This is a genomic window from Bacillus australimaris, from assembly GCF_001307105.1.
In the GTDB taxonomy this organism is placed as follows: Bacteria; Bacillota; Bacilli; order Bacillales; family Bacillaceae; genus Bacillus; species Bacillus australimaris.
The window spans coordinates 95,161-113,603 of the sequence record NZ_LGYN01000028.1 but is presented as its reverse complement, the minus strand read 5'-3'; the positions used below and the strand labels follow the sequence as shown (position 1 = coordinate 113,603).

The window sequence follows — 18,443 nt, the reverse complement described above, 5'->3', positions numbered from 1 at the left end:
GAATTTATTTAAAATTTGAAAAATGTGCAAGCAAACCTTTTACACATGCATAGGATGACGAGAGGACATGTGTGAAAAGGAGGGGTTTAGGTTGGGGGAATTGAATGAATCTGATCTAAAAAAACCTGTTGTCAATGTACTGGATTTTGGCGTGATTGCCGACGGGAAAACGGATTGTACAGTCAAGCTAAATGAATGTTTAGAGTGGACAAAAGCACAAGGGTATTCCCATGTCTGGCTGCCGAGCGGCACGTATTTAATAGATGCAGTATATAGAGGTGATCCATTTTTTCCTTTCCGAGGTGCGGGTATACGGGTGCCAAGTCACATATACATTGAAATGGCGTCAGACGCTGTCATAAAGGTAAAACCAAATGATTCTTGGGGATATGCGGCCTTTTATATAGGCAATGTTCAGCATGTGACCATTAGGGGCGGGCAAATTGAAGGGGACCGTCATGAGCATGTGTACAAGTCGCTTCCCGCTGAACGAAAAACCCATGAGTGGGGCTTTGGGATATGTATTGAAGGAGCCTCCCATGTGGAGATCAATCAAGTGAAAATTGAAAATTGTACGGGAGACGGCATCATTGTCAGTCCCCACGGTATATTACCCCAGGTCGAATCGTATTCGCCTGCTTCATCTATTCATATTTCTGGCTGCACCATCACAGATTCAAGGCGCAACAATATCTCGATTACAGGCTGTGACGGGGTCATTGTGGAGGACTGCCTCTTGGAAAGAGCAGGAGTAAACGGGGTCGAGCCGAGAATGGGGATTGATATAGAAGGCTATGGGGAAAATGCGGTGAATATGGAGGAGCCGCTGAATATTCAGATCCGAAACAATATCGTCAGAGGAGGAGCCGCAAGCTCTATCTATAACTTTAACGGCTATGGTGTCATCATTGAAGGCAATCATACAGATAGCAGTATCTCCTATGGCTTCTCCACCGAAACGATTATTGCCAACAATTTGATCCGTGCAGTTGGAGGAGGCGTAACAAAAGCAGGGATTACAAGCTTAGGGGTCTCACTTGGTCAAACGGAAAACAATGTGGTTATTATTGGAAATATGATTGAGGGGTTTGAAAAAGGGATTGACGTGAGGGGAGACAGCGTTCACATTACAGGTAATAAAATCAGTCTTTTTGAAGATGCGGCTGTGTCCGTTTATATGGCGAATCGTATTCTAATAGAAGGAAACCATATTGAATCAGGGATGAATACCCGGCAAAGAAGCGCCTCGCTGCGTATCTATCAATCGGATAGTGTCGTCTTTTCAAACAATACGGTCTACTCTGTCATTGATGCGGCCATGGTGAGAGGAACGAATATCCTGATCCAGCATAATCAATTCAAAGAATTCAGCAGAGGGATTTGGGTGCAGGAAGGGGAAGCTGGAATCAATGGCAATCACTTTATTCAAGAAGGACACTCAGAGCTCACATCTTCATATACAATCAGTGTCACTGGAAATGCAAAGGCTTTCATTTGGCAGAACCGCTTTAAGCACTATCAAAACTACGCCGTATACAGCAATACTACAGGGGCATTAGAAATTAAAGACAATTCCTTTGAAGAAACTTCATTATATGTGGTGATGTATATTAAAAATGGTTCACCACAAATTGGAGATAACCGCTTCTATTTAAATCGGTCGATTGGACAGCCGACGGCGATTTTCATTGATCAGGCCGACTCTGCTCGTGTATTGCGGAATAACATCATCAATGTATCCCCTCAAAAAGCGATTGCCATCCGCACCATGTCTTCGACTCATTCTGTGATTGCACATAACATGCTGGAGCGCAGTCAAGTGGTGGCACATTCCACAGACCGGCTCATCGGAAATATAGAGATTGATACACCGTTATAAGTCTGTGGAATCCCTTATTTTGGAGGTTTAGAGGGCAGTTGACAATCCTGTAAAAAGGGCATATAGTAATAATTATTTTTCATTTTTCGCAACATTTTGCCCTTTTTTTATTGGTAAAACCGATTAATTCAATCAGAAAAATGTATCTTCTAAGGACTTCAGTTTGATACATGCAGGATATAGAAAGGATGAAGAACAAGTGTCACAGCCGAAAAGGAAGCTCAAGTTAGGCGTATTCATCGCAGGAACTGGACATCATGTTGCCTCTTGGAGACATCCGAATGCAGTACCAGATGCAGCTATGAATCTTGATTATTTTAAACAATTAGCGAAAAAGGCAGAGGAAGGAAAACTGGATTTGTTCTTTTTAGCTGACAGCTTATCCATTAATCAAACCTCTCATCCAAACGTATTAACGAGATTTGAACCGCTCACACTGCTTTCGTCCATTGCTGAGTCTACTTCAACAATTGGATTAGCAGCAACAGCATCCACTACATACAGTGAGCCTTTCCATATTGCAAGACAGTTTGCCTCCCTTGATCATTTATCAGGCGGAAGAGCGGCATGGAATGTGGTCACATCTTCTATTGAAGAAACAGCGAAAAATTTTAGCGGGGAAGAGCATTTAGCACACCATAAACGATATGAGCGGGCAGAGGAGTTCGTCGATGTCGTCAAAGGTCTATGGGACTCTTGGGAGGAAGATGCCCTTGTCAGAAACAAGGAAACGGGTGAATTCTTTGAGCCTGGTAAGCTTCATGAGCTCCAGCACAAAGGTGAGTTCTTCTCAGTCAGAGGGCCGCTCAACGTATCACGCACGCCTCAAGGACAGCCAGTGATCATTCAAGCAGGATCTTCTGAGGATGGTCAAAAGCTTGCAGCGAAGACTGCTGAGCTTATTTTCACTGCACAAAATGATCTCGATAAAGCGAAGGAATTTTATCAAAGCTTGAAAGGGAAAGTAGAAGCTGCTGGTCGTGCAAGAGAGGACGTCAGCATCATGCCGGGTATTTTCCCGATTATTGCTGATACAGAGGAAGAAGCCCAAGCGAAATATGAAGAATTACAGGAGCTGATTGTTCCTGAGATTGGGCTGAGCATTCTGCAAAACTACTTAGGTGGAATTGATCTATCTCAGTATCCTTTAGACGGACCGCTACCAGAGATTGATCCAAGCACGTCAAATGCGGTGAAAAGCCGTTTTGATTTAGTGATGAATATGGCGAGAAAGGATAACCTGACTATTCGCCAGCTCTATCAATCTGTTGCCGGTTCTCGCGGTCATAATATTTTCATTGGAACGCCTGAGCAGCTGGCAGATGTCATGGAAACATGGCTGGTTGAAGAAGCAGCAGACGGCTTTAATGTGATGCCGCCGCTCTTGCCAGAAGGACTAGATGTGTTCGTAGACCGCGTCGTCCCAATCCTTCAGGAACGAGGCTTATTCAAAACGGATTACACAGGACAAACCTTACGAGAAAATCTTGGATTAACAGAGCCAAAAAATCGATACACGACATAAGGGTGGGGTGACTAACGTTGGGATACACGTTTCGTCTGGCAACAGAGGCAGATATAGAGGCGCTGCTTGAACTGACAACAAGAGCCTATGAGCCAATTCGTGAGCTCGGCATCCAGTTCCAAGCAGCACATGCCGATTTCGCTCTCGTTCAGAATAATGTACAAAAAAATCTTTGCTATGTGATGGAAGAAAACGGAGAGCTTCTATCCACCTTATCACTCCGCATGCCTTGGGGAGAGCAGCCAGGACCGTTCGGCGTCCCTCACATCTGGTGGTTTGCCTCAGAACCAGCCGCCAAAAAAGGGACAGGCTCTGCCTTGCTGGAATGGGTTGAAACCGAAGTGTTGAGGGATACACTAAAGGTACCGTACGTGTCACTCGGTACAGCTGATAAACACCCGTGGCTCGTAGAAATGTATGAGCGCAAAGGCTATGTCAGAGCAGGAGAAAAGGATTTAGGCAAAGGTCACATCACGGTTTATTTTAAAAAACAATTAAGATCAGATATCACACAACCATAAGACGAAAGAAGGGTTTTCGAACATGAAAAACAAAAAGTGGCTAGTCGTTCTATTTGCAGCAATGCTGGCAGTTTTAGCAGCTTGCGGCGGTAACAATCAGAGTGAAGGCAAAGACGAAAAAGTATTAAAAGTAGGCGCTACAGGACAAAGCTATCCGTTCGCTTATAAAGACAATGGTAAGCTTGTCGGATTCGATGTTGAAGTAACAGAAGCCATTGCGAAAAAGCTTGGCTACAAACTAGACTGGCAACTGAGTGAATTCAGCGGACTGATGGGGCAGCTGACATCTGGTAAACTGGATACAGTGTCAAACCAAGTCGCCATCACAGACGAGCGTAAACAAACATTTAACTTTACAGATACGTACGCATACGCAGGAACACAAATCATCGTGAAAAAGGACAACAAAGACATCAAAGGTCTTGATGATTTAAAAGGAAAAACAGTGGCGGCAGTTCTTGGCTCTAACCATGCCAAAAACCTAGAGAGCAAAGATCCAGACAAGAAAATCAAGATTAAAACATATGAAACGCAGGACGGCGTATTAAATGAAGTAGCAAATGGCCGCGTAGATGCTTATGTCAATGGCCGCAGTGTACTACTTGCTCAAATTGAAAAAACAGGCCTTCCACTGAAAATCGTAGGTAATCCAATTGTGTATGAAGAAGTAGGCTACCCATTTGCTAAAGATGAAAAGCATGACAAACTAAGAAAAGAATTTAATAAAGCGATCAAAGAATTAAGAGAAGACGGGACACTAAAGAAATTGTCTGAGAAATATTTCAAAGATGATGTCACAGTGCCAATTAAAAAATAACGACAGCGGCGGTGAAGAGCAGACATGAATAAAATTGATTGGCAGTATATGGTGTCGGTTTTCCCGACATTGATTCAATACTTGCCGATAACGATCTTCATGGCGATTGTCTCCATGGTATTTGCCATTATCATTGGTGTGGTATTCGCTCTTATTACGAAAAACCGGATACCTGTTTTATACCAATTTGCCAAGCTGTATATTTCTTTCTTCAGAGCGGTTCCAACCTTGGTTCAGCTCTTTCTCATTTATTTTGGTCTTCCGCAGCTATTCCCTGCGATGACCTCAATGGATGCTTTAACAGCGGTCATTATCGGATTAAGTATCAAAAACTCAGCATACTTAGCAGAAATTTTCAGAGCAGCCCTGAACTCAGTTGATGAAGGGCAGCTGGAGGCGTGCCTGTCTGTCGGCATGACAAGATGGCAGTCTTACGTCAGAATTATTTTCCCGCAGGCCATCAGAAATGCGATTCCAGCGACGGGGAATACCTTTATCGGTCTTTTAAAAGAAACATCTCTTGCCTTTACGATTGGTGTGGCAGAAATGTTTGCACAAGGGAAGATGATAGCATCGGCGAACTATAAATACTTTGAAACCTATTTAGCTGTAGGGATCGTGTATTGGGTGATGACGATCATTTATAGCTTCCTGCAAGACCTATTTGAACGAAAAATCAGCAAACCTTACCGGAATTAAGGAGGTGTGGACATGATCAAGCTCACCAATTTGAAGAAATCATTCGGCGACCTTGTCGTTTTAGACGGAATCAATCTCGACGTGCAAAAAGGGCAGGTTGTGGCCATTATCGGACCTTCTGGCTCCGGTAAATCCACCTTGCTGCGCTGCTTAAATTTATTAGAAACACCAGATGAAGGCACGATTGAAATTGGCGATGCGAAGCTCGATGCGTCCAAATATACACGTAAGGAAGCCCATCACCTGCGTCAGCAAACGGCCATGGTGTTTCAAAACTACAATTTATTTAAAAACAAGACAGCACTACAAAACATTACAGAATCACTGCTTGTGACGAAAAAAATGACGAAGCAGCAGGCAAATGAGATTGGAATGAAACTGCTGAAGCAGGTAGGATTAGAGCAAAAGGCTGACAGCTATCCAGTCACGTTATCTGGCGGGCAGCAGCAGCGGATTGGGATTGCCCGGGCGTTAGCGGTTGATCCACATGCGATTCTGCTGGATGAACCAACGTCCGCACTTGATCCAGAGCTTGTCTCAGGCGTGCTTCAAGTCATTAAATCCATTGCAATTCAAGAAACGACCATGATCATCGTCACACATGAAATGGCGTTTGCAAGAGAAGTGGCAGACCATGTGATTTTTATGGCTGATGGTCATATTATTGAGCAGGGGACACCAACTGAGCTATTTGATGAAACAAAGAATGAACGGACGAAACGATTTATCCAAAAAGAAGCAGCGGCTGAAGAAGCATAAGCTGCTTTTTATTCTTTAGAGGGGTGATTAACAGTGAAATCAATAGGAAATGAAGCTTTAAACAAACGTTTAATCAACATTCGCCGAGCGCTTCATGAGCATCCAGAGCTGGCGTTTGAGGAATATGAAACGACAAAGAAACTGCGCGGCTGGTTAGAAGAGGCGGGGATCACTGTACTTGATATCCCAGCCCTGCAAACAGGTGTTGTCTGTGAAATCAAAGGCGAACAAGAGGGACCAACGATTGCGCTAAGAGCCGATATTGATGCACTTCCGATTGAGGAAGCATCTGGCGAACCATTTTCTTCAAAGGTACCGGGGAAAATGCATGCATGCGGTCATGATTTTCATACAGCTTCCATCTTTGGTGCGGCTCTTTTATTAAATGAGCGGAAACATGAGATCAAGGGAACAGTCCGCATTTTGTTCCAACCGGCTGAGGAGGTTGCTCAAGGAGCAAAACATGTCATAGAGGCAGGCGTGTTAGATGGGGTCGATGCGATTTTTGGTATGCATAACAAACCTGACCTGCCAGTTGGCACGATTGGCATAAGAGAAAAAGCATTGATGGCGAGTGTGGACCGGTTTGAAATCGAGATTAAAGGAACGGGAGGGCATGCCGGAATTCCGAATCATACGGTGGACCCTATTGCCATCAGCGGGCAGATCACAAGTGCTCTTCAGCAAATCGTCAGCCGCCGCATTAGCTCGCTGCATCATGCGGTTGTCAGCATCACACGTATTCAAGGTGGTACATCATGGAATGTGATTCCTGATCGTGTCGAGATGGAAGGAACGGTTCGGACGTTTGAGCCTGAAGTGAGAGCGATGATTCCAGAGCTTATGAAACAAATCGTGAGCGGAATTGCAGAAGGCTTTGGCGCAAAGGGTGAAGTGAAATGGCATCCTTATTTACCTTCTGTGATGAATGATGAGCGTCTGACAAGGGTGGTAGAAGAAACGGCTGGTGCGCTTGACTTACCTGTCGTGCAGGCAGAGCAGTCACCGGGCGGAGAAGATTTTGCCCTTTATCAAGAACGCATTCCAGGCTTTTTTGTATGGATGGGAACTAGTGGTACTGAGGAATGGCATCACCCTGCCTTTACGTTAAATGAAGATGCCCTTCCAGTTGCCGTTGCCTTCTTCGCCGAGCTTGCCGTTCGGGCATTGGAATCTCGAGCATGGAGCTAACAAAACAACTGGCTGAGGCAGTGCTTTCTGCTGATCCGCTGCAAGATAAGCGGGCCGTTCAGATGGCAAGAAATGGCCTGTTAGATGCTGCGGCATCAGCACTTGCTGCGAAAGAGGATGAAGGGATTCAGAAGCTGATGGCGCTTGTTGAACAAGAAGGCGGCGCTGCTCAGATTCCTGTCATGGGAAAAGGGAAGAAGGTCAGTCGTCAATCCGCAGCGATGTTAAACGGCTACCTCATTCATGCCCTTGATTATGATGATGTCCATTCAGATGTGAGAGGACACCCAAGTGCGGTCATCATTCCAGCGCTGCTTTCACAGCTGACAGACGGTGAAATATATGGAGATCGTTTTTTAGCTGCCTACATCACAGGTGTCGAAGTCATGGCAAGGCTTGGCGAATCCATCGGCAAGGCACATTATGAACGGGGCTGGCATAATACCGGGACACTCGGAGCCATTGCGGCAGTATGTGCCATTGGGTATTTGAAACAAGTCTCGCAGGAAGGGCTGGCGAAAGCGATCGGCTTTGCCGGAGCGCAATCAGCGGGAATGCGAAAACAGTTTGGATCTGATATGAAACCATTACAAGCCGGCTTAGCAGCTAAAACAGCGGTGTGGTCCATGGATTTAGCTTGTTCAGGTTTTGGCGGGAATGATTCAGTTCTTGATGGCGCCCTCGGCTTCTTTTCTCTCTATGGAGATCAAGAGCTGGCAGAAAGCCGTTTACTAGAGGGCTATGGTTCTACGTGGCGTATTGTTGCGCCGGGGTTATGGTTCAAAGTATATCCGTTCTGCTCAGCTGCACATCATGCAGCCGATGCGATCCTTTCTTTAATGAAAGAGCATGCTGCCTTACCAGAACAGGTGAAGCAGGTCGATGTCATATTTCCGCCAGGCGGAGATGCAGCGCTTATTGAGCGGGCACCTTCAAATGGAGAAGAAGGACGCTTCAGTGTCGAATACGTCATCGCACTTGCCATATTTGGACAGACACTCACGCTGGATGCCTTTACGAAAAAAAACATTCCAACTGACATGCGAACGTGGATGAAGCGGGTGAGCAGAGGATATGATCAAACGATAGAGCCCCATCCAGACGCTGTTCCAAAAGGACGCTTTACCATTGTAAAACTCACCTTATCTGACAGCACCACCATCAGCAAGCGGGTTGATATCCCTCGGGGAGCACCAGGCTTTGCGTTATCGAAAGAAGACATCATACAAAAGTTAAGCAGCGTCACAAGCGCATCACAGGCACAGCAGATTTTACAGGCGGTTGAAGAGGGGAATGCCGCTGCTTATTTGAAGCTGCTGGCATGACAAAAAAGCTCATCGAAGAGATGAGCTTTTTTAAATAGATTCATCTTATAACTGTCAGGAAGCGTGTCCTCATCTTGACCATCCTCTACAATTCCATCATATTAAAAAATCTCCATGTGATACACCGCAATATTAGCTTCTCCAAAAAGTATGAAAAAAAGATGACCAAACGATGATAAGTTCATGAAGACAGTGGAATCCAATTGAGATTTGAGAGGGAACATGTAAAATAAAGCTACATAAAGAAAAAACAATGGCAGCAGCGGAGGCTGATGATGAAAATATTAATGATTGAAGATAATCAGAGCGTTTGTACAATGACGGATATGTTTTTTCAACGAGAGGGATTTCAAGCGGAATTTGTCCATGATGGATTAGAAGGACTGAATCGCTTTCAGCAAGAGGAGGATTGGGATCTGCTCATCTTAGATGTCATGCTTCCTTCGATGGATGGTCTGACCATTTGTCAAAAGGTGCGCCAGATCAGTGACGTTCCGATTATCATGCTGACAGCAAAGGAAACTGAATCTGATCAAGTGCTTGGTTTTGATCTTGGGGCAGATGATTATGTGACCAAGCCCTTTAGTCCACTGACCTTGATGGCAAGAATTAAAGCGGTGAAACGACGCTTTGCTCATACAGCTACTCAAGAAAAGGTGAAAGAGGGCGAACGGCTGGAGACAGCACATTTTCAGTTGGATAAGAAAACGAGGGAAGTTTTTCTGGATGGAGAGCGGATTGAGAACCTCACACCAAAGGAATACGATTTGCTGTGCTTTTTTATTCAGCATCCTCGGCAAGTATTTTCACGAGAACAATTGCTTGAGCAAATTTGGGGATACCAATTTTATGGAGATGAACGAACGGTAGATGTTCATATCAAACGGCTGCGCCAAAAAATTGGGGACGGTCCTAAGCCTTTTTTGTATACAGTATGGGGCGTAGGGTATAAGTTCGATGAAGATTAAATATTTTTATCAGCTGCTGATCAGCCACCTCGGGTTATTGTTCATCGCCATTGTCATTATCAGCACCCTTTTATCTCATTTTGTGAAGGATATTGCCTATCAAAACAGAGTGGATGAAATGAGCTCCTATGGGAATGAAATCTTGCAGAATTTTAAACAACTGCCTAAAAGCGAGATGACCTTTCGTCTGCGTCCATTTGAAGATATTCTTTCGACGAGGCAAATTCGTTTTTTTGTGTTTGATGAAAAAGGAGATGTTCTGTCTCAGCAGCAAGAGATGCTGCCGCATGAAGTATTATTGACAAAGGATTTATGGACCAAGCTTTCAAAAGGGGAGCAAATCATTGTTAAGCGAAGCGATTCACGCCGCCTTGATCAAGAGGCATCACTTGTGGCGCTCCCTGTCATGGAGGATGGAAAGCTAAAGGGCGGTGTCGTTCTTATTGCCCCCATTCAAGGTGCTGAACAGCTCATCGCTCAGATGAATCGTTATCTGTATATCATCGTATTTGTGGCGCTGACGATCACTTTTATTCTCAGCTTGTTATTGTCTAAATTTCATGTGAACCGCATCAAAAAGTTGAGAGAGGCGACTGAAAAGATTGCCAAAGGTGATTACAACATCAAGCTTGAAAACAAACACCTTGATGAAATCGGTACACTTGGTGAGGATTTTAATATGATGGTCAAACGCCTTCAGCAATCAAGAGAGGAAATTGACCGGCTCGAAAAGCGTAGACGCCAATTCATTGCAGATGTGTCTCACGAATTGAAAACACCGCTGACCACCATTCGAGGACTGGTGGAATGGCTGAACACAGCAGATGTGTCCGCAGAAGAGAAAGAAAAATGCTATGCCTTAATCACTGATGAGACAAAACGGATGCTGCGCCTCGTCAATGAAAATATGGATTATGAGAAAATTAGATCGAATCAAATTACCCTTCAGAAATTTCACTATCCACTCATTGACACGTTTGAAGTGATGAAAGAGCAGCTGAGCCGAATCGCTGAAGAGAAAAACAATCAGCTGATCGTGGACGTTGATCCTGAACTGAAGGTCTACGCAGATTATGACAGGCTCATTCAAATCCTTGTCAATATCACCAAGAACGCAATTCAATTCACAGAAGGCGGCCGTATTTCCTTAAGAGGAAAACAAGAAAATCAAGAGACGATCATTGAAGTGGAAGACACAGGCATTGGCATTGCGCCAGACGATGTTAAACATATATGGGAACGTTTTTATAAAGCGGATATCTCAAGAACGAATACCCCTTATGGAGAATACGGATTGGGCTTGTCTATCGTAAAGCAGCTTGTGGACCTGCATGAAGGGCATATTGATATGAAAAGTGAAAAAAACAAAGGAACGACATTTACCATTCGACTGCCGTTTCCAGAAGAAGAGGGCTAACATGAAGATCATGTTAGCCCTTTTAGATGAATCATCGCTTATTCATTTTTCGTAAACGTCAATCCAATATGAGCAAGTGCCTGCGGTAAATCTTTGCGAATCGTGATGTCTTTAAATGAAATATTCGACTGAATCGCACTTAAAGCAAGGTCTTGCTTAATGCCTGTTAAGACAGCTGAAATTCCTAAGAGCCGCAGCGTTTGTGCGTAGTTGACCAAATATTGAATGCTTTGTTCATTCAGGCTTTTAGTTCCCGATACGTCAATGACCAAATGAGAGAGCGACAGCCTGTAGCTTTCCTGTAAAATGGTTTCTAAAATATGCTGAGCACGTGTCTCTTCGATATCACCAAGTAGAGGAAGTACAGCGACACCATCAACAACTGGTACGATCGGTACAGATAATTGCTGAATCTGCCGGTTGGCGCGGTCTAGCTCAAGGACGTAGCTTAACAAAGAAGCCATCGTTTCAAACATATACACATGCTCTTCTGTAAAATGCTGCGGCTTCACATCAAGTCCGCAAATCGTCCCGTAGTTTGAACCATCTGTAAAATCAATGGGAACGCCAATGAACGAGCCGCCTTGAAGCCGTTTCGTGACCTCTAAGTATTTAGAACGGTCATCTATCGAAATGTCAGGAATCACAAGGGTATCCTGATGATCGACCGCCAGCTTGCAAAATGTCTTTTCGTAAGGAAGTTCTTCTCCTTCTTCAAGAAGCTGCTCGTCTTGATTTAGCACCTTTACAATATGATTGGTGTCTTGATCATTCTTAGCAATAAACAGTGTATTCACTTCAATGAATTGACTCATCATGTTTAAAATACTAGTAGAAGCATCATGAAAATTGCGAAACTGTTTTAATAGTTGTTGACGAGGCATTGTTTTAGGACTCCTTGTTGCTCCGATCATAGGCCGGAACAGATAGTTGATTTGTCTCTATCATACAAAATCAAACGAGAAATAGATACATTTTAATGCGCAAAAACACTCGAATCCGGTGAGAGCAAAAAAGACTGCCGATCCAAAGATCTGGCAGTCTGCTGATTATAGGGAGACAGGGACAGTAGACATAGAGAAAAACTCCTCATACAAGGCTTGAACGGCTTCTTTTTCTTGAGCCGCCTTGACGCCAAACATCATGCTGACCTCAGAGGAGCCTTGATTGATCATTTCAATATTGACCTTCGCTTTTGACAGTGCCTTTGCTGCTCTTGCTGTTGTCCCCACATTATGACGCATCGCTTCCCCTACGACCATAATGAGCGATAGATTCTGCTCTAGAACAACCTCATCTGCATCAAGAACAAGCTTCAAACGGTCTAGCAGCTCTTGTTCAATATGCTGCTCCTCCAGCTGATCCTGCCTTAAAATAATGGTCATATCATCAATGCCAGAAGGTACGTGCTCATACGTAAGCCCATATTCCTCTAATGTTTGCAGCACCTTACGACCAAAGCCAACCTCTCTGTTCATCAAATATTTACTAATGTAAATGCTGCAAAATCCATTATCTGAGGCGATACCAACAACAGGTCCATTTGTATGATCGCGCTGATTCACAATTTTTGTGCCTTTTGCCGAAGGATTATTGGTGTTTTTAATCTGAACCGGAATGCCTGCACGGAAGGCTGGAATGAGTGCTTCATCATGAAAAACAGAAAATCCAGCATACGACAGCTCGCGCATTTCCCGATACGTCAGCTCTGTAATCTCTTTTGGATCATGAACAATCGTTGGATTAACAGCGTAGACAGCATCCACATCTGTAAAGTTTTCATACACGTCTGCCTTTAGGCCGTTTGCCAAAATGGAACCGGTAATATCGGAGCCGCTTCGCGAAAAGGTGACGATATCGCCCGCTAAACTAAAGCCAAAAAAGCCAGGGAATATAATGATGCCAGACCGCTCTCTTAATTTGTACAGATGATCATATGATTCCGGGAGGACTTGCGCATGGCCAGGTTCATCGCTTACAAATAAACCAGCTTCCTTCGGATTCACATAATGAGCTTCGACACCCTGGTGACGGAAATACGCAGCAATGAGCTTTGCATTATTGTCTTCGCCGCTTGCTTTGATGGCATCAAGATAGCACTCAGGGCGAGATGAATCAGCCTGTAATAATGCGTCTAGATCTTGCCTGATGGTGTCGATAATGTCTTGACCTAATCCAAGTTCATCTGCAATAGAGGCATACCGCTCGATGACGGCTTCCTGTAAGTCATGTGCTTCACCTAAACGTAAATATTGTTCGCCACAGCTAATTAATAAATCGGTGACCTTCGTATCCGTTGAATGCCGTTTTCCTGGTGCGGAAACAACGACTGCTTTTCGAGCTGGATCTGCTGTTACAATGTCAAATACCTTTTGCAGCTGCTTGCCAGATGCAAGTGAACTGCCACCAAATTTCACGACCTTCAATGCATACATCTCCTATAGTAAAAATTTTCTCACAAATTGAATAGTTCCTATTATCAACTCTTTTCTTCAAATTATCAAGGGTTTTCTTCTCTAGGAATACAAATGTATTTATAGAGAGGACGATACCGTATGATGATATGAAAAAAGAGCCGGCCATATGCCGAGCTCTTTTTCTTATGAAGAAGAGGAGGAGGAAGATAGCTCCTGCTTCATCACTTTATTATTACGTTTTGCCTTTAAGAAAAAGGAGAGGATGAGTCCAATGACCGCAATCAGACCAGAAATGAAAAATGACGTATTCATTCCATGAACGGCTGATTTTAATGGATTGGCCAATTCTGCATTTGCAGCAGAGGTGCTCATGATGGACACAAGTACAGCCGTTCCAATGGAGCCACCTATTTGTCTCATCGTGTTATTCATCGCTGTCCCATGCGGGATCAAATGAGGTGGTAATGCGTTAATACCTGCCGTTGTCAGAGGCATCATGATCATCCCAACCCCAATTAAGCGAAGCGTGTAGGCGACCGTAATGAGAGCGATAGATGAATCAAGGGTGAGCAGCATAAATGGCAGAGTGGTAACGGTGAGGATCGTAAATCCGCCTAATGCGAGTCCTCTTCCGCCGACTTTATCAAAAATCCGTCCGATAATTGGTGACAGCAAGCCCATAAAGAGAGCACCTGGCAATAAGATCAGCCCTGTATCAAGTGCAGACAGCCCTCTGACATTCTGCGTATAAAGCGGCAGAATCGTCTCTGTACCAATCAATAAAGCAAAAACAAGCATCCCAAGGAAGGTTGTTAAGCTGAAGATCGCAAATTTAAATACACCAAACTCAAGCATCGGTCTTGTCAAATTCGATTGGCGCAGGATAAAGAAGAACAAGCTTACGGCGCCGACAATAAGTGAAATGAGGACAGTCGCACTCGTCCAGCCATATGTGCCGACACTAGAAAATCCGTAAAGCAATCCGCCGAAACCGAAGGACGACAAGATGACAGATAACACATCAATACGTGTCTCTCGCTGCTGTGTGACATTTTTCATTAAGAAGAAAGCAAGAATAAGGTCGATGATACCGATTGGTAGAACGATATAGAACAAGGCCTTCCAGCTGAAGGAATCGACAATCCAGCCGCCAAGTGTTGGTCCAAGCGCTGGTGCGAACGAAATGACAAGTCCGACCATGCCCATTGCCTGCCCGCGTTTTTCTTTTGGAAAAATAGTTAAAAAGATCGTTTGCATCAGCGGCATTAAAATCCCTGCACCAGCTGCCTGTACGATACGTGCAGCAAGTAACACTGGGAAATTCGGCGCAAATGATGCAAGAATTGTACCGGCTGTAAAGATACTAAGCGCCGTTAAAACTAAAGAACGGCTCGAAAATTTCTCAATTAAGAAAGCCGTAATTGGGATGAGAATCCCGTTTGTCAGCATAAAGGCTGTTGTAAGCCACTGTCCTTTGCTGACCTCAATATTGAAGTCCTGCATGATATGTGGGATCGCTGGAATAAGAAGCGTTTGGTTTAAAATCGCGACGAATGCCCCAACGAGAAAAATCCCAACAATCACAGATCGATTGTAAGATGTTGTTGATTGGTTCATGTTATCCCTTCTTTATCTATAAAATGATGCTTTTCAGCTGTGACACGTTTTGTGATAAAACGCTGTTTTTGCCTAAATAATCGAGCAGTGAGCTGATTAAAAAGGTTCTCGGTTGGTCCTTTGATAATTCCTGATTGAGCAGCTCAAACGCAGAGAGGAGGTCGTCCTGTTCTTCTCCGCTTGGCAGTGAGTGAAGCTCTTGTTTGATCTTTGTTAAGTACGAATTGACAAGTTTTTCTTCGTCGTATTCGTCCCGTGAGGAAAGCAAATAAGAGTTCATCAGCTCATCTGTTAACACAGGTTCAATGGAACAAGGCTTTTTCGATACACGATCCATCACACCGATGATCATTTCGGCAGCAATTTCTAACTGGATGTTTTTTTGCTCAATCGCCAGCATTAAGATGAATTCTCTCATTAATCCATTGAGAACAATCACTAAATCCCAAACATAAGGAGCGACAGATTCACCATATGTGCTTAAAATAATGTCTCTGTGCCGCTGCATGATAATGGAGCGTGTTTCACGTAAATGCTTAATGACAATGGGCGAATGCTGAGAAAAAGCTTCAAAGGACAACATATTCAAAAATTTATGATTCTCTTTAAACTCTTCAAGCTCAAGCTTGATCTTCTTTGTGAATTTTTCCTTTTTGGACAGCGTCGTTTCTGAATGAATGATGCGGGAAATCTCCCTCATTTTGCGCTGATTGTATTTAATCAGTTCTAATAGAAGAGCTTCCTTTGAATCAAACAGTTTATAAATAGACGCTTTTGATATTTTACAGGCGTCGGCAATTGACTGCATGGAGACACTCATATAGCCTTTTTGAGAAAACAATTTCTTCGATACCCGCAAAATCTCTTCTTGCTTTACTTTCATCTTCATAAGTCCTTTCCGAATCGGTAAAACCATAGGGTCACAATGGAAACCGAGTGGTCACTTTGGCTATCATAACAAAACCAACGACTCTTGACAAGAAAATGAATTTTAAAAAATACCTGTCTAGTTGACAGGTATTTATCCCTCCGCATGTGCGACATATATTTTTGTTTTGCCGTGAAGTTCCACGATCAAAAGGTCTTCTCTCTCCTTCACGGAGTAAATAGCGGTTCCTTTTTTCAATCTAGAAGCTGTACCATGTTCAAAATTTTTGACAGCGGTTTTCTGAATGACACCTAATTGTTCATGTTTTGTGACGTGTAAGGATGTCGTCCAATCTACATTTGTTTCATAGATCGTTCCTTCCCATTGAAATAAATCTGCCTGCTGATCGATAGATAATAATTCTTCCGCACTAGGTGGTTTTGACTGGTACTCATATTGGACTGACTGGCAGGCACATAAGGAAAACGTGAGCAGCATGAGCAATAAACTAAACCATATGTTACGTATCAAAATCGGTTCCTTCCCTTCAAGACAGCGTCTCTTAAGTAATGGACGTGAATGAAGTTAAATCGTTACATGCCTAGTCAGTTCATGAGTTTTAGATGAATGAGATTGTATGTGAGCACAAAATACGATACATTTATCGTATGACGAATCCAAATCATCCAAACCAAGAAGACATGAAACTGATTTCTGTGCTGCACGCTTTGGCTGATCCTGTCCGTTTAGAAATAGTCCGCTGTTTAGCGGAAACGGGGGAGAGGACATGCGGCACGTATGAGATGAACATTGCCAAATCTACGCTTTCCCATCACTTCAAAGTGCTGAGGGAGGCAGGCATCGTGAAAGTGAGAATTGACGGAAAACACCGTTACTATTCTTTAAGAAAAGAAGACATCGAGGCCGCTTTTCCTGGAATTGTGTCCTCTATTTTAAGAGTAGATAAAGAACGGTGGTAAGCCAGCTGTCTGTAAAGAGCAGCTGGCTGTTTTATTTCCCAAAAATGGCGTCATACAGCCGTTTCACCGCTGGCTGAATCTCCTCTGGCCGCATGTGCGAGAAGCCAAGGACAAGCGGGACAAATCCTTCTTGATGACCAGGTACTTGTTCATCAAGTGTAAAACGGTCCATCCCGTACATTTTCAGCTTTCTGTCTTTGGCGCGCTGTAAAATTTCATGCTGCGTTCGATCTGAGCGGAATTCTGCAATAAAATGAAGTCCTGCATTTTCCCCAATAATCCGCACATTGTCAGCAAAAACCGTGTTGAGCTCTCCAATGAGCTGCTTCCGTTTTTCCTCATATAAACCATTCATTCGTTTAATATGCCGTTGATACGCCCCATCTTTTATAAAATGAAGAAGGGTGTATTGGGTAAAAAGGTTGGCTGTTTGAATGAAAAAATGCTGTTCTTCCTTATAGCGTCTCAATAAATGCTGAGGCAGGACCATATAGCTGAGTCGCAAGCCCGGCAGCAATGATTTTGAAAAGGTCCCCATATAAATGACTTTGTCATATCGATCGAGACTTTGCAGCGCCGGAATACTGTCTGTGCCGTACTTAAATTCACTGTCATAATCGTCCTCAATAATATAACGATCTGGCTGATCAGCCGCCCAGTTTAACAGCTGTATCCGCCGGGAAATTGGCATGATTACCCCTGTTGGAAACTGATGGGAAGGAGTAATGATCAATACATTCGGCTGTTTCTTTTGAATATCGCTCATCCGCACACCTTTTTGGTCAATGCCAATCGTTTCAATTCGGTGATGATTGTTTTTCAGCATTTGATAGAGCCTGCGGTACCCAGGGTTTTCTAACCCGTATATTTGATCAGCTGGAAGAATGCTTGATAACGAATGAATGAGTGACTGTGTGCCTGCACTTAAAATGAGCTGTTCAGGATAGCATTTGACACCTCGCGCAAGTCCGATCAGCCGGGCAATCGTTTCCCGTAGCTCATACACACCTTGTGGATGAGGAAGCTCACCGAAGGCTTCTTGGTGAAGACTGATCGCCTTTTGTTCACTTTTCAGCCAGCTTTTAAATGGGAAGTTCGCTGTATCGACGGAAATATGTGAAAAGGAATACCAGTCATCGCGTGCAATAGGCTCTTCCTTTAAATCTGCTGGAAGGGAAGAGGGTTTCAGCTGACCTGACTTATGAAACGTGTCTAGTGACTCCACAAAAAAACCTTTCCGTTCAACCGAGTATAAATACCCCTCGGCAAGCAGCTGCTGATAGGCGCCATTTACTGAATTGACGCTGACGTTTAAAGACTCGGCTAACTCTCGTTTGGACGGTAATTGATCGTGCGGCTGAAGGTTTCGGTTTAAAATTTCATCTTTAATTTTCGTATAAATTTGATGATAAATATATCCGTTTGCCCCTGTTTGATCTAGCTGGATTGTCAGCATCTTT

17 protein-coding genes are annotated in these 18,443 nt (G+C 43.8%); 11 read left to right on the top strand and 6 right to left on the bottom strand.

Translation table 11 applies throughout. The features are described 5' to 3' along the window. The first annotated feature begins 91 nt into the window (after positions 1–91). The 10 genes from AKG37_RS16315 to AKG37_RS16270 all read left to right on the top strand — a co-directional run bounded on the left by AKG37_RS16315 (position 92) and on the right by AKG37_RS16270 (position 11,101). Positions 92–1,879 (top strand): right-handed parallel beta-helix repeat-containing protein, encoded by a 1,788-nt coding sequence (locus AKG37_RS16315; protein ID WP_060699770.1) that lies wholly within the window; start codon positions 92–94, stop codon positions 1,877–1,879. Between the two features lie 199 nt (positions 1,880–2,078). Continuing rightward, positions 2,079–3,404, top strand: a complete 1,326-nt coding sequence (locus AKG37_RS16310) for an LLM class flavin-dependent oxidoreductase (RefSeq protein WP_060699769.1) — start codon at positions 2,079–2,081, stop codon at positions 3,402–3,404. 17 nt (positions 3,405–3,421) lie between these two features. After that, positions 3,422–3,925, top strand: a complete 504-nt coding sequence (locus AKG37_RS16305; RefSeq protein ID WP_060699768.1) for a GNAT family N-acetyltransferase — start codon at positions 3,422–3,424, stop codon at positions 3,923–3,925. A 22-nt stretch (positions 3,926–3,947) separates the two neighbouring features. Next, on the top strand, positions 3,948–4,742 hold the full coding sequence (locus tag AKG37_RS16300) for an amino acid ABC transporter substrate-binding protein (protein WP_060699767.1): 795 nt from the start codon (positions 3,948–3,950) through the stop codon (positions 4,740–4,742). A gap of 24 nt (positions 4,743–4,766) precedes the next feature. Then, positions 4,767–5,441, top strand: coding sequence for an amino acid ABC transporter permease (locus AKG37_RS16295; protein WP_060699766.1), 675 nt, complete (start codon positions 4,767–4,769; stop codon positions 5,439–5,441). Between the two features lie 12 nt (positions 5,442–5,453). Next, the gene (locus AKG37_RS16290) at positions 5,454–6,200 is read left to right on the top strand and encodes an amino acid ABC transporter ATP-binding protein (RefSeq protein ID WP_060699765.1); all 747 of its coding nucleotides are present in this window, start codon (positions 5,454–5,456) and stop codon (positions 6,198–6,200) included. 33 nt (positions 6,201–6,233) lie between these two features. Continuing rightward, positions 6,234–7,391: an amidohydrolase gene (locus tag AKG37_RS16285; protein WP_060699764.1), complete on the top strand. Its 1,158-nt coding sequence runs from the start codon at positions 6,234–6,236 to the stop codon at positions 7,389–7,391. Beyond that, positions 7,382–8,716: an MmgE/PrpD family protein gene (locus AKG37_RS16280; RefSeq protein WP_060699763.1), complete on the top strand. Its 1,335-nt coding sequence runs from the start codon at positions 7,382–7,384 to the stop codon at positions 8,714–8,716. The genes AKG37_RS16285 and AKG37_RS16280 overlap by 10 nt, the downstream gene beginning before the upstream one ends. A 275-nt stretch (positions 8,717–8,991) precedes the next feature. Further along, positions 8,992–9,684, top strand: coding sequence for a response regulator transcription factor (locus tag AKG37_RS16275; protein ID WP_060699762.1), 693 nt, complete (start codon positions 8,992–8,994; stop codon positions 9,682–9,684). Continuing rightward, positions 9,674–11,101 carry a sensor histidine kinase gene (locus AKG37_RS16270; RefSeq protein WP_060699761.1) on the top strand — a complete coding sequence of 476 codons (1,428 nt, stop codon included), beginning with the start codon at positions 9,674–9,676 and terminating at the stop codon, positions 11,099–11,101. The genes AKG37_RS16275 and AKG37_RS16270 overlap by 11 nt, the downstream gene beginning before the upstream one ends. A 38-nt stretch (positions 11,102–11,139) precedes the next feature. On the opposite strand, the gene AKG37_RS16265 is transcribed toward AKG37_RS16270, so the two are convergent. The 5 genes from AKG37_RS16265 to AKG37_RS16245 form a co-directional block, all read right to left on the bottom strand. Then, positions 11,140–11,985: a GAF domain-containing protein gene (locus AKG37_RS16265; protein WP_060699760.1), complete on the bottom strand. Its 846-nt coding sequence runs from the start codon at positions 11,983–11,985 to the stop codon at positions 11,140–11,142. Positions 11,986–12,150: 165 nt separating this feature from the next. After that, positions 12,151–13,527, bottom strand: coding sequence for an aspartate kinase (locus AKG37_RS16260; protein ID WP_060699759.1), 1,377 nt, complete (start codon positions 13,525–13,527; stop codon positions 12,151–12,153). Between the two features lie 174 nt (positions 13,528–13,701). Beyond that, positions 13,702–15,135, bottom strand: coding sequence for an MDR family MFS transporter (locus AKG37_RS16255; RefSeq protein WP_060699758.1), 1,434 nt, complete (start codon positions 15,133–15,135; stop codon positions 13,702–13,704). Positions 15,136–15,151: 16 nt separating this feature from the next. Further along, positions 15,152–16,018, bottom strand: coding sequence for a TetR/AcrR family transcriptional regulator (locus AKG37_RS16250; protein WP_237697818.1), 867 nt, complete (start codon positions 16,016–16,018; stop codon positions 15,152–15,154). 138 nt (positions 16,019–16,156) lie between these two features. Beyond that, positions 16,157–16,534 (bottom strand): hypothetical protein, encoded by a 378-nt coding sequence (locus tag AKG37_RS16245; RefSeq protein ID WP_060699756.1) that lies wholly within the window; start codon positions 16,532–16,534, stop codon positions 16,157–16,159. A 137-nt stretch (positions 16,535–16,671) separates the two neighbouring features. Between AKG37_RS16245 and AKG37_RS16240 the strand changes: the two genes are divergently transcribed. Continuing rightward, the gene (locus tag AKG37_RS16240; protein WP_060699800.1) at positions 16,672–16,983 is read left to right on the top strand and encodes an ArsR/SmtB family transcription factor; all 312 of its coding nucleotides are present in this window, start codon (positions 16,672–16,674) and stop codon (positions 16,981–16,983) included. 31 nt (positions 16,984–17,014) lie between these two features. Here the strand turns inward: AKG37_RS16240 and gabR are convergent, their stop codons facing one another. Then, complete coding sequence (gene gabR / locus AKG37_RS16235; protein WP_060699755.1) at positions 17,015–18,439, bottom strand: MocR-like transcriptional regulator GabR; 1,425 nt, start codon at positions 18,437–18,439, stop codon at positions 17,015–17,017. Positions 18,440–18,443: the final 4 nt, after the last annotated feature.